This window comes from Bacillus sp. MM2020_4 (assembly GCF_011250555.1).
In the GTDB taxonomy this organism is placed as follows: domain Bacteria; phylum Bacillota; class Bacilli; order Bacillales; family Cytobacillaceae; genus Neobacillus.
Genome location: NZ_JAANMZ010000074.1, coordinates 1 through 13,058 on the forward strand (window position 1 = coordinate 1; position 13,058 = coordinate 13,058).

Consider the following 13,058-nt stretch of genomic DNA (forward strand, 5'->3'; position numbering starts at 1 on the left):
TACATTTCTATAATCATGATAGATATCAAAAACGACTAAACGGCCTCAGCCCTATGGAATATAGAGCTAAAGCCGTTTAAGCACCTTTTTATTATTTCCACTGTCTACTTGACAGGGGGCACTTCAAATGTTGATATATCAATATTTGATGGTGTTTTTTGTTATGTAGGAAAAAGGATGAAAAACGTAGGTTTTGAATTTGTTTTACACATTTTTTACACAAGTCATTTTTGTTCCTGGTAGACTTATGTAAGGGTGCCTACTTTGACTTGAAGAGTTTTACTTTTACGATTTATATTATTAACAATTGATATTTAGAAAGTAAATAGAATGGGCTGATTGTAAATCTTTATTTCGTAGTACACTTATACAGCGCAGTAAATGATTTTTTTGTGAAATAATCTACTTATAGTAAAGGAGATATTTTTTATTTATAGCTGATTGGTTTCAACAAACTTGCTATATTGTGGAAGATATAGTTTAGTTTTAATTATGGGAAACAGTACCATAAGTAGGTGCAGTTCTGCTATTTAGGCAGAAATCTAGAAATTTGATGGAGGGTGGAGTTGTGAGTTTAGTAGATGCGCATAAGGGATATGAATATCAAGATTTATTTACGGCATATCATATTATAAATATGTTATTAACTGATGATAGTGCCATCTTCAAGATTGATCAAAAGGAATCAGAAAATGATAAATTTGATGATCTGACAATTATTACAAGTGATTCAATAATGAAGAGACAGATTAAGTATAGTGATAATAAAATATTTGAGAAAGCAGATTTGTCTTCTGAAAAATATGATTTAGCCCTAGATACATTATTTAAATCTTGGCAAGAATTACCTCAAGACAAGAATATTGATATTAGAATCTGTTTGGCATGGGAACTACTTGAGGATTCTCAAGACCTTGATTTTTTGATAGAGCAAGATATGACTAATTTTTATCAAAGTAATGATGTTAAGGTGCTAAAGATTGATCTTGAGAATATATGGCCTACAGATGGGATTCCTATATCCTCATGGCGGCGATTAAGAGGGAAAGCTGCGGAGATTAATAGAAGTGAATTTGAGAGCTTTATTAATGATTTAACTATTGAAGTGAATCTTCCGAAATCGAGCACAGATTTTTCTAATCCTGGTGACTTAGAAAATATGGTTATTAAGAGCCTAAGACTTTTTGGTGTTGGAAAATTTCCAAATGACAAAAAAACAGTAGTTGATGTCGCCATGCATTTGATGTATATCATTAAAGGACTACGTGCGAGAGGTGAAGCCATTGCACTAAATAAAGTGATTTTTGACCTCGGTCTCATGAAAAGCTATGGAAATATTGAACAGAGTTTTAAGATTGATAGAGGTATTAATGTTTTGAATTCAACAAAATATCATGAATTCAAGGAGTTTTTATCTATAAACAATAAAGCATGCATACTTGGAGAACCCGGATCAGGGAAGTCTTGGTTCATACAAAACTTTATAGACTTTCTCGATGTACAAGACGTTAAAGTTGTCCAGCATTATTGTTATACAGGAATAGATGACTTATATGAAAAAGAAAGAATAACTATAAATGTCTTTTTAGCTAATTTAATAAATGACATTATTGAGTCATTTCCATACTTAGAGTCATTTAAGTCTTCCAAATATGGTGTGGATTTTGATGAATTGCAGGTATTAATTAATCATATACATGAAGAAGTAGTATTAATTGTCGATGGATTAGACCACATTGGTAGAATATATAGTTTTCATAAAGAAACTATGAAACAAATTGACACTGAAATTGTTAATGTAATCTCACGATTAGTGTTTCCTGACAACGTAAAAGTTGTTCTAGCATCTCAGCCAGTTACTGAGGTTATTAACTTATGCAATCATGACTTTAAAGAATTCTCAATAAAGCCTTGGAAAATTGGAGAAATAAAAGAGTTTATTACTAATAATGGACTAAGAGATGTTGAACTAGATTATCACTGCATGTTATCAGATTTATTGATGGAAAAAAGTTCAGGGAATCCACTGTATTTAACATATTTAGTGAACGAATTATCAAAATACAGTCGCATTATGATTACAAAAGAATTGATTGAAGGATTCCCAGCTTATAATAACAATTTGGAAAATTATTATTCATTCTTAATGACGAAACTCTCTGAAAGTCAAAGAGTTCCACAAATCTTGGCTGGTTCTCCATTTCCATTAACAGAATCTGAACTTAAAGAGATTACTTATTTAGGTGCATATGTCTCTGAAAGTTTAGAAGTTATCAGAAGTATATTATCTTACAATAGTTCTTCTGGTGGTTACATAATTTATCATGAAAGTTTTAGGCGATATGTTCTTGAATTACTAGGAAAAAAGGAAGTTAGTGTAGATAAAGCCATATATTCATACTTGATAGACTGGTTGAAAAATAAAGGTTTTTATGAAGATAGAAAGTCTTATCTTAATTTACTTGTACTTCTCTTTGAGTCGAAACGATATGATGAAATTCTAGAATACTGCAATAAGGAATTTGTTGTTGACAGCATTTTTTATGGTAATAACATTAATTCGCTAAAAAGAAATTTTGAAATTTTAATGAAGACTTCTTGTAAGGTCAAAAATTATGGTGCCGTAATCATATGTACTGAATTGAGCAATATGATATATAGTCTAGAATATTCGTTTGATGAAAATTCGGAGTACTATTATCTTGGATTAGGTCTTATTAATGGATTTGATAAACTTAAAAATATTTTAGTTCACGAAGGGCGAAATGCACTAAGTTACAATGATGGATTAAAAGTCTGTTATCTCTGTTCGGTAAACAACGTCATTCCTGAATGGGACAAGTATATCAAGTTACTCATAGAATCAAAGAAATCAAATCAAGTAGAACCAAATAGTCAAGATGAGCGATTAGAAGAATATAAGTACTTTATTTGTGCATGTTTAGATACTGGCCGAGACATGATTGATAAGATAGAAAAAGTTGCAGCTGAAGACGCATATGATTACAGAGAGATAATAATAACTGAATATTCAAGAAGGGGACTAGTTGAAGAATTAAAAGAACTGGTATATCAACTTCCAGAACAAGAACATTGGATAAAAAGCATAGATGTATTTTTTGGTGAACATGTAGTAGATGAACAATATCTTGATATTGCACTTGAAAAATTATTACACTCAGTTTCACACTCTGATGACACTCTAATTGCGCTAGATTACTATTTTAGTAATATTGAATGGATTATTACAAGCCATTTAGATAAATTAAATGATTTTGTTAAATCTATTGAAAATAGAAACTGGTACTATAATTGGCTCATATATATGTGTGAAGTGAGTAAAGTAATTGTTGAAGCAAGGGAAGCTGAGTCGATTGATGATACTAGACTAATAGAAGCATATTCATGGTTGACCAAGGATATGGAAAACTTTAAGGGCAAGCCTCGTACTTGCGACTTGTACAAGTTTGAGACAATTATATTTGAGTCAATAGTATTCCCTCTTGAATTTGTTTCAAATGAATCTACATGGCGTACAATACTTGGTTTGATTGCTGAGATGTCAAGTGAAACTATGACCACACTAAGTGGTTCCACTGGTGGTCCATTACCAACGTACAAACTGTTCGACTTGTTCTTAGAAATAGCAAATGATACAAACTGTGCAGTTTTAACGGAAATATTTGAAGACAAAATAGGTGATGAGGATAAACGTAGATTTTATTCTTATTTGGCTGATTATAGTTTGAAACACGCGATTATCCTTGCGAAGAGTGGGCGGTTAGACAAAGCAAAGGTTGAATTCCGAAGAGGTGTAGAGTATCTATTGTCTTATTCATTTAGAAAGGATCGTACACTAAGTCGGTTGCTCGATAGTGTTGAAAACATTTATAAGATTGATGAGGAAACAGGCATTCATAATATCTTAAGACTTAAGCCATTGGCTGATGCTGTTGTATATCATACTGATGGTAGAAGTACAAAGACTTATCAGAAAGAATGGTTTGAAGTTTTGGCTAGAACTGACATAGACATTGCTCTAACACATCTGAGTTATGAACTATTGGACTACCGAAATTATTGGATTTTGGAGGAAAGTTTAGACAGCCTTTTAGAAATTATGAATAGTGAAGTAGACCCATTGATAGAAAATGCTCTATTCAAGACAAGACCTAATCATGCGAGTCCTAGTACCATTCGTAGTTACTTAAACAACATACGAGTTCTACTTTCTAGTTCTCAAATAGAATTGGCTAAACTCTCGATGAGAGAATTACTTAATAGACATCCAAATGGAATTTATCAAGATGATTATGAGGAAATAAGAGAACTATGTGAGGACTTGAACCTAGAAATTATTCCCGAAATAAATTTAGATAGTAGTTCAAATAGAAGTTATGGTAGAACTGGAGCAAACAAAATCAGTTATGATAAACCTGTAAGGCACTCAAGTTTTGATGAAATGTCTTATGAGGAAATACTTGAGTATATTGTAAACTTTGGAATAAAGGAAACAGAGACTCAAGGACTTTATATATACTTGCAGTCAATTTGCGAATTGAACAATGACTCAAAAATGTTTATTAGTAACCTAATAAAGCACACATATGACAGAGGGAGCGATGATAGAAATAGAGAAAGAATACTTAGAGTTGTTGATGCTTTATCTTTAGACTCAGATGTTATGGCTTATATTTATGTATCGATGTTTATGAATCACAAAGATGGTTGGTATAATAGGTTGACTAAAGCAGAGTATTTTATAAAAGCAGTAGAATATAATAGAGGAGTTGCTGAAGAGCATTTCTTTGAGTATTTCTATAATAACCTTTATTGGGTAGACTATAATCTGGCAATTGGAGATAAAATAATAAATGCCTTAACATCAATTGGATATGATGGTGAATTGATAATAGAGTATTGGGAGTCGTTGTTTGAGATAATTAATTTTAGACTTTCTGGACAATATGATTATTACTCCGCGGAAATAGTTGAAAAGTCTAAAGAACTCTCTTCTATAGAGACAGCAATGTTTCTATTACTTTCTCGTCTAAAGTATGGCGAAGCAAACCGTTATAGGTGGATCATTTCATCAATGGACAGAATGTTAGAGCGACCAGAGTATCGTATGTGTTTCATAAAACCATTCAAGCGTTATATTGAAAAGAAGGATCTGTTTATTGATTACTCACTAATTGCTATATTGTGGCTTATTAGAAGGTGGTTTACTAAAGAAGAGCTGCATGAAAACAATTTAGTAAATGATATACTAAGTGTTTACCCCACTGGAAGTGGTGTTATAGACTACTTGATTAGAAATATTACTGGTCTGAAAAGGGAAAGAAATTATTCAGAGTATGTTCACTCATATGATGGTGTAGATGACAATATTAATTATTTCATAGGAATATTGATTGAGTCGGATAATAGGTTTGCTCTGCTAAAGGATAGGGGCGTTGATATTGGTAATATTGCAAAGAATTATTTTCTTGAAATAACCGATAAAGATACTCGGGAAAGCATTCAAGACGTCATATACAACAGGTCATATAGCGTTCTTGTACCAAATGTTTATTTTTACGATATATTCATGAAACATATGAGTCGTGAAGTAGAAGCGTTTATCAATGGATTTGTAGGACACCCATTTTTTAGTATGATTGAAGAAGAAATGAATGAAATATTAATAGATGATTTTGAGTATATAATTGCTAATTGCAATTCAATTACTCCTCGTCCATCGGATATAGCTATGCCTGAAAAAATTAATGAATCGATAGATAATGTATATTCCCAAGAGTGGATTCAATTAGCGTACTATGAACGCTGGTATAGTAAAAGAGAAAAGCATAAGAATAATTATGTGGAGAATACAGATTCAACAATCATCATTTCTGGCGTAGGATTCACAGACGAAGAGATTGTTGTTCCTTTACTAAAACTTCAAAAAGAATACAAGTTGTATGACGAAAACCATGCATTTGGTCATATTAGTGAACTGAAAAAATTCTCACAATTAATTGCTTCCGACCTTAAGATTCGAGAGGACGTTTATTTAACATTTAGACCATATGATTATCTAAGTATTAGGGGAGATATTTTGGATGTTCTCGGAATTGAGATTACAGATAATGGTGAAGGGATAGTTGGTATAGATAGAACTGGTGAGGTTGTGGTGAAGTATTTTAAGTGGGAAGTTTGCTTCGATGATATTGATACGGGAAGCTATCGAGTCCCTTATTTGGTTGGCTCAGAAGTCAAGGTTAAAAGAGTTGTGTATGATGAAATATGTAAGCTTTTTAATAGAGAACCTAAGCGATTCACTATAAAGTTAGAAACATAACGCTTAGAGATGAACTCGGAAATAAATACCGCTTGCACCCTTGATTGTGAACCATGCCAGAAGTCAGGAAAAATAATGCATGATCTAAATGGAAAGATTAGAGCTTAGGTGATACATTATTTGAATTGAAAAACAAAATTGAAATACATAAAGGCATTCAAGTCAATAGTTAAGATGTTGTTGGCTTTGCATGGGGCTCATTTCAGTATAATGAAAACAATCAATATCTATGTGATATAATCAAAAAATCGGGAGTAGTGGAAACAATTGATTATGATGAATCTTTATGTGTAAATTTTGAAAGCAACTCACCCTGCCCGCTAAGTATGATGTGACTCCCAATAGTTAAAGCAATCGGGAACTGCCCCTTTTTAATAGGACAAAGACAATAAGGGGAAGCATAAATGAAATAGGCATTCAATATAGGATTTAGGCAATATCCACAATCCACCAAGCGCACTCCTATACAGGATCGTCTGGTGGATATTTTTATTTTCTTAGTTGACTAGGTAACCTAAACGTTATTGCCTGTTCTAGTTATACTGTTGTAAGCCCGAATTATAAAAAAATAAGCGTACCTTCCGGTACGCAGCACAAAGAGCCGTAAATTCCAATTTTTTTAATCGAATTACGGCCTTTTTCATTTATTTACTACATTCTTCCTGGATCAGTTTTGATGTATTTGGCAAGTAAAAAATGCTTTAATCGGCAACTAAAAATGTAACCACTTGCCAACATTATTGCTATGTTTGTAATAATGACTCTTTATAACGATGACTATCTCCGTTGAAAACCACTAGGTGAGAGTGGTGAATTAGACGGTCAATGACTGCCTCTGTTAAGATTGGATCACCAAAAACGTGGTTCCATTGACCGAACTGCAGGTTGGTTGTAATAATGATGCTTTTGGCCTCATAGCACATTGAAATGACTTGGAATAATAGCTCTCCACCCTGTTTATGCAAGGGGATGTAACCTAGTTCATCTAGGATCAATAAATCCAGCTTTTCTATTTGTTTAAACAAATTCGGTAAAGTGCCTTTTTCATTTGCTTCAAGTAACCTATTTACCAATCCTGCAACTGTATAGAACTTTACGGACTTGCCAAACTTATATATGGCATTCAAACCAATCAACGTGGCGAGGTAAGTCTTACCTGCACCTACCCCTCCATAGAAAATGTTATTCTCCTGTTTTTCTATGAACTCCCCATTCAATAGATAATCCTTTGTCATTCCTCCCGGAATCTGAACTTCGCTCCAATCAAACGGTTTTCCATTCACTTTTGGAAGCGTAGCTTGGTTTAATAGGAGGTTAACCTTGCGTTCTTCACGCTGCTGGATTTCTGCTTCAAAGAGCTTAAATAAAAACTCTTGATTATTTGAGCATTCGACTTCATGAAAATGTTCTTTGATCCAGCTCAGCTTCAATCGCTTTGCATAGGTTTTAATTTGCTCATTCATTATGCGTCCACTCCTTTATGGAGCTGGTCATAATGTCCGAGGCCTCGCGTCGCTTCCGGTAGTTTGGGTAGCGATATGTTCGGCTTAATATCACTACGGATTCCACGTCCGTTAATAAGTTGATAGAATACTTGTTTTATGGCATCCACGGAGGGATGCCCATGTTCCGATGCAATGACCAGTGCTTTCGTAATGACACTGAAATCGTGGTCTTTCAGAATTATAGATAATAGTTTCAGAGCTTCTGGTTTTTCAGGCACTGTACAAGCACCAAAATAACTTTTCCATTCTTCCGGGAGCTGATCATAGAAACTTGTATATTTAAGTGCCGTAGGCCGTTTGGCCATCAAATTTAGATATGGCTGCCATTTCATGGACTTTCTGTATTGGCCATACAATCGGGAATGGCTGACAACGAGGTGGTGATCATCGTTCAAAATTTCAACTTTGTTATATGAAATTCTTACTAGGACCTTGCCTTGCGCATATCTTGGTGAAGTCGAATACAGGTTAAGATCTAGCTTGATATAACCGTATTTATCGGCTTTCAGGGTCTCGTACCTTACACATTCATATTCTTTAGCTGGCAATAGGAGGAAGGCTTCCCGATCTTCCTCAAATAACTCTGAAATCGTCCACTCCTTTTGATAATGTTTCCTTTTGCGGTCTTTTTCAGCCTTGGTCCATAGCTCTTTATTTAAATCATCTAGATCGATTACGTGCAGCCCCGGTAATAGAAAGTTATTTCGGACATACTTGACCATTGCCTCGACATGGCCCTTTTCGTTTCCACTATTGGGATTGCAAAACTCACATTCAAAACCATAATGGAGAACGAAGTTCTGGAATTCTTCCGTTAATTGCCGTTCGCCATTTGGCAGTATTTTCTTTACGGCAGGCGATAGGTTGTCAAATCGTATGGCTTTTGGAACTCCCCCCATATGGTGGAATACTCTTTTCATCCCCTCAAGAAAGCACTCTTTATTTTGAGAAGGAAAGACTTGAAAATAAAATGAATTACTAAATGGAAAGGAAACCACAAGGTATGGCAAAACGATATCTTCTCCTCCATAAATAAATGGAGCTTCCCCAAAATCCACTTGTGCTGTTCCAGGTACCGACTCCAGTGGAAGTGCAGCCTCATCTACCTCATTAAGAAACTCAGCTTTTCTCGTGGAAACATACTCCCGAACTGTGCGATCAGAGCCATTAAAGCCATGGTTATCTTTTAACAAGTCCCACATCCTCTTGGCAGTTCTACGAAACTTCTTTTTCTTTTTCATGTCCTCCTTAATCCATTCATCGAGGATTGCCTTCACAGGCCCTAATACCGGGGCTTCCCTTGTTTGTTTTTTCCTCGGCTTTTGGTTGAAATCTTCCATTTCAGCATACTTTTTTATCGTTCTTGGATCTCTTCCAGTCCTTTTTGCTACATCTGAATATGTACAGTCTTTATTGTTAATTTCATGTCTGATATAATTAATTTCGGCCACTGCCAACATCTCCTTAATACCTCCTGCGCTTGTTTGTCCCAACATGTATTTCGGAATGTTGACAAGTGGTTTTTTTATTTACAGAGCCCCCGAGGACCAACACAAATTAGGTGCCATACCCTACATTTTTATGATGCCATAAACAGTTTTGACCAGGGCATGTACTGATCTAGAATTTTAGGGTTTTGATGGATTCCTAGATTCGGTAGATCCGTCAGAAGTTTCTTTAAGTATTCGTATAAATCAACACCATTACTTTTGGCAGTTTCTGCAATACTCAAACATATGGCATTCGCTTTTGCGCCGGCTTCACTAACACTAAAGAGCCAATTTTTTCTCCCTAAAACGTTGGGACGGATGGCGTTTTCGGCAGGATTATTATCAATTTCAATACGTCCATCATTCAGGAATGCTCTGAGGCCATTTGCTCTGTTCAATGTGTATTCAGCTGCTTTTGCTAAAGCATTTTTACCGTAGAATGGTGACTTTTCAACCCAATCAAGGAATTTATCTACTATTGGCTTTGAGTATTTTTGACGGTTTTTTCTTCGCTTACTCGGAGACAAATGTTTAAATTTCCTTTCGAGTCGATATAATTCGTCACAATAGCTCACACCAATTCGCCCATTTTTACTGTCCGCTTTCAGCCAATAACGACGAACATGCGCCCAACAATTTGCGAAGGTAACGCCTTCTAATTTACCATAGGCGGAATAACCATCACATATAATTGTTCCAGAAAAGCCTTCAATAAAACTTTCAAGTACAGATCGAGCCCGTGATAATGCGCTATGGAAGATAGTCATTGGTGGTCCTTGGATAGGCACACTTCGAGCCACCCAATTGTAGGCGTTAGTTTGACCAGATTTCCCATCGGAGCGGTAGAGGATTTGACCATATGTTTCATCGACATGTAAAAGCGATTTATCCATCATCAAATCTTTCATTCGTAGGTAAATAGGCAATAGCCAATCGTGTGATGCACGGATGACCCAATTCGAAAGATTTTTATCATTGGTACTTAGGCCATAACGATTCCATTCCTTTACCTGGCGGTAAAGGGGTAAGTATTGTACAAATTTATCATAGATGACTTTGGCAAGTACGCTAGGACTTGCGATACTGCGTTGAATAGGGGGCTGCTTTGCCTTACCACGCTTAATTTGCGCCTTTTGAGTTGCGTCGCCTTTGCAACTTTTACATTCATACGCGTGTTCAATGTGTTGCATTTTCTTCATTTTTGCCGGAATAAATTCTGCTTCTTCGCGTACGATTGTACTGCCAATTTCGATCATTTGCCCTTGGCAACAGTCACATTGCGTATTTTCGGGATGATAGTGAAATTCTTCTACTTCTATATCATCACGTAATGAATCATTTCGCTTTTTCTTTTGAATAGTTCGAACAACAGTATAAGAAATTGTCTGTTGGCTTTGTTCTTCTGTGTGCTCAGATTCGCTAAAAGACGGGTCATCATCAAATAATGAAGATTGCCCATCAGGTGTGTTATATTTTGCTTTCTCGGTTTTTGATCCATATAAAAGCTTAGTTAAATGACGTACTTGATCGGTTAACGCTTCGATCTGTTTCGATAATTCTTTATTTTGTTGATTCGAATGAGCCAGTTGCTCTTCGAGCAGTTGAATTAATTTCTCGTATTGATTTTCATTCGTAGAAGAAGCGTTCGCCACATCATTCACCACTTTTCGTTCGGTCTAGTTCTTCTTATTATAACTAGTTCGAATAGAGGAATAAAGATAAAATTAGTAGCTTAACAAATTTAGAATTCTCCTTTTGATGATGGTTGAATCGCTTTTGGCTGCTGGATTGATAACCCTTCAAGGAGCCATCGTAGCTCCTGTTGTGAAAGATTGCGTACTTCCTTTTCATCTTTGGGCCATTGGAGTTTACCGTTATCCAAACGTTTATAGAGCATGGCGAAGCCATCACCGTCGAAATACAAACATTTATAACGATCCTTACTCCACCCTGCAAATAAGAAAATGGAATCACCATATGGATCTAATTCAAAAGAATCCTGAATCAGTGTGGCTAATCCATCAATCCCTTTTCTCATGTCTGTTTTACCGCAAATGATATAAATGTTTTTTACACTTGTATAATCGTATTTCACCGATCTTTCAACTCCCTCATGACCGTTTGGATGATGCGTTCATCGATGCCGTTAAAGAAGGAGATTTCAGCGTTGCCGGTTTTGATCGTACAAGTAGGATTTGAGGAAAGTGCTGCTGGAATTGTTGCAGCTGTAATATCGTTTTTAGGATGTAATGAAACGGGGACAATTGTAAGTTTTTGTTGTGGCATATGAAAAGCACCTCCTTAAATTGATATGTTAATAGTACCGGAGGTGCTGCTATTTTTATATGCGTTGTTTGAATACGGGCTTACATACTGTTATTGCTATTCCCAAATGACCGAAAGTTGACGGTATTGCCTGTCCAGAATTAGACGGTTATAATGTCCATGTATATATATTTCGGAACATTTCGACATTATTAATTCTGGAGAAAGGAAAAGACGCCTCCCTTGATGTATATCTGCGCCAACAGATATACAGGAGACGTCCCTAAAAAAACCATATGATAATTGTAACAGATTATAAACTCATTGAAAACAATGGAGTTTTTGGTTAGAGGTGCGGAGAGGATTCCTTCGCCATGTTGCGGGAAAAGCATGAGAGTAATTGGTACTAGAGATAGAAAATCAAGAGAAAGTTCTGGAGAGTCAAAAATATATAATATCCGGCGATTAGGTTGTGATCAATGCGGCCGGATTCATCATGAATTACCAGATATCTTAGTTCCATATAAGAGATATGAGGCAGAGTGTATTGAGTCGGTTCTTTCGAACCCTTCTTCACATGATGTTCCAGCTGATGAATCTACCCTATTTCGTTGGTTTGAATGGTTTAATTATTACGTAGATTACTGGGTTAATTGTCTTATATCTATTCTGCTTCGAACTAAACAGGATAAGGTCCCTTTGAATTTGACGTCCGTAAATTCAGAGACTGCACTTCATAGAATAGGACGACTGGTGGGGAATGCCGCCAGATGGCTAGAGAGAATTGTCCGCCCGATTGTGAATTTTAATTTATGGCTACAGACCCGTTCTGCATTCTTGTCCGAAGATAGCTGATTTACACTTATGATAATCACATATTTAAGGAGTGTTATCATGAGAGATCAGAAAAAGGCAGAAGAAATTGCAGCACAAAGGTTTCAGCTCATTTCCCCTCTTTTGGCAGAAGGACTAGATGCTGGAAAAGCAAAGGAATTGAAGAATCATATATGTAAGACCAGCGGTCTTTCTGAAAGGACTATTAGACGTTACCTTGAGCAGTATCGTAATGAAAGTTTTGAAGGGCTGAGGCCAAAAGGACTCTCAGGAAAAATGAAAAAAGAGGCCATACCATCGCACTTATTAGAACAAGCCATTCTCCTTCGAAGAGAAGCTCCTACTAGAAGTATTGCACAAATTATTCAAATACTTGAGTGGGAGGGTTTGGCTAAACCTGGGCAGCTAAAACGCTCTACTCTTCAAGAAAAGTTAACTGAAAGAGGATATAGTTCCCGACAAATGAGGCTCTACGCCCAAACTGGAATAGCAGCTAGACGATTTCAAAAGCGTCATCGTAATCAGCTATGGCAATCCGATATTAAGTTTGGCCCATATTTGCCCATTGGTCCTAATGGCACTAAGAAGCAGGTCTACTTAGTCGCTATTATAGACGATGCG

General features: G+C 35.8%; 8 protein-coding genes and 1 pseudogene. 4 read left to right on the top strand and 5 right to left on the bottom strand.

What is annotated here, in order from left to right; translation table 11 throughout:
* Positions 1-80, top strand: an 80-nt coding sequence (locus G6554_RS26420) for an IS3 family transposase (RefSeq protein ID WP_166238905.1), incomplete at its 5' end; no start/stop codon positions are given.
* A 488-nt stretch (positions 81-568) separates the two neighbouring features.
* Positions 569-6,343 (top strand): P-loop domain-containing protein, encoded by a 5,775-nt coding sequence (locus G6554_RS24455; RefSeq protein ID WP_166246703.1) that lies wholly within the window; start codon positions 569-571, stop codon positions 6,341-6,343.
* 743 nt (positions 6,344-7,086) lie between these two features.
* Here the strand turns inward: G6554_RS24455 and istB are convergent.
* The 5 genes from istB to G6554_RS24480 form a co-directional block, all read right to left on the bottom strand.
* Complete coding sequence (istB, locus tag G6554_RS24460; RefSeq protein WP_166246704.1) at positions 7,087-7,806, bottom strand: IS21-like element helper ATPase IstB; 720 nt, start codon at positions 7,804-7,806, stop codon at positions 7,087-7,089.
* Positions 7,806-9,308: an IS21 family transposase gene (istA, locus tag G6554_RS24465; protein WP_166246705.1), complete on the bottom strand. Its 1,503-nt coding sequence runs from the start codon at positions 9,306-9,308 to the stop codon at positions 7,806-7,808. The genes istB and istA overlap by 1 nt, the downstream gene beginning before the upstream one ends.
* A gap of 119 nt (positions 9,309-9,427) precedes the next feature.
* Entirely contained in the window at positions 9,428-10,990 is a 1,563-nt protein-coding gene (gene tnpC / locus G6554_RS24470) for an IS66 family transposase (RefSeq protein ID WP_166246706.1), read from the bottom strand.
* Positions 10,991-11,079: 89 nt separating this feature from the next.
* Entirely contained in the window at positions 11,080-11,433 is a 354-nt protein-coding gene (tnpB, locus tag G6554_RS24475) for an IS66 family insertion sequence element accessory protein TnpB (protein WP_207343129.1), read from the bottom strand.
* The gene (locus G6554_RS24480; protein ID WP_166246707.1) at positions 11,430-11,624 is read right to left on the bottom strand and encodes a hypothetical protein; all 195 of its coding nucleotides are present in this window, start codon (positions 11,622-11,624) and stop codon (positions 11,430-11,432) included. Before G6554_RS24480 ends, tnpB begins: the two co-directional genes overlap by 4 nt.
* Before the next feature lie 312 nt (positions 11,625-11,936).
* Here G6554_RS24480 and G6554_RS25855 point away from each other — a divergent pair, with 312 nt between their 5' ends.
* Together G6554_RS25855 and G6554_RS24485 are read left to right on the top strand one after the other, a co-directional pair.
* Complete coding sequence (locus G6554_RS25855) at positions 11,937-12,458, top strand: DUF6431 domain-containing protein (RefSeq protein ID WP_278187303.1); 522 nt, start codon at positions 11,937-11,939, stop codon at positions 12,456-12,458.
* 39 nt (positions 12,459-12,497) lie between these two features.
* Positions 12,498-13,058: pseudogene (locus tag G6554_RS24485) on the top strand (helix-turn-helix domain-containing protein); the annotation flags it as partial.

Bases quoted from the DNA above. Each gene is read 5' to 3' on its own strand.
- istA (WP_166246705.1), bottom strand. From the start codon at position 9,308: ATGTTGGCAGTGGCCGAAATTAATTATATCAGACATGAAATTAACAAT.
- G6554_RS24480 (WP_166246707.1), bottom strand. From the start codon at position 11,624: ATGCCACAACAAAAACTTACAATTGTCCCCGTTTCATTACATCCTAAA.
- G6554_RS25855 (WP_278187303.1), top strand. From the start codon at position 11,937: ATGGAGTTTTTGGTTAGAGGTGCGGAGAGGATTCCTTCGCCATGTTGC.
- istB (WP_166246704.1), bottom strand. From the start codon at position 7,806: ATGAATGAGCAAATTAAAACCTATGCAAAGCGATTGAAGCTGAGCTGG.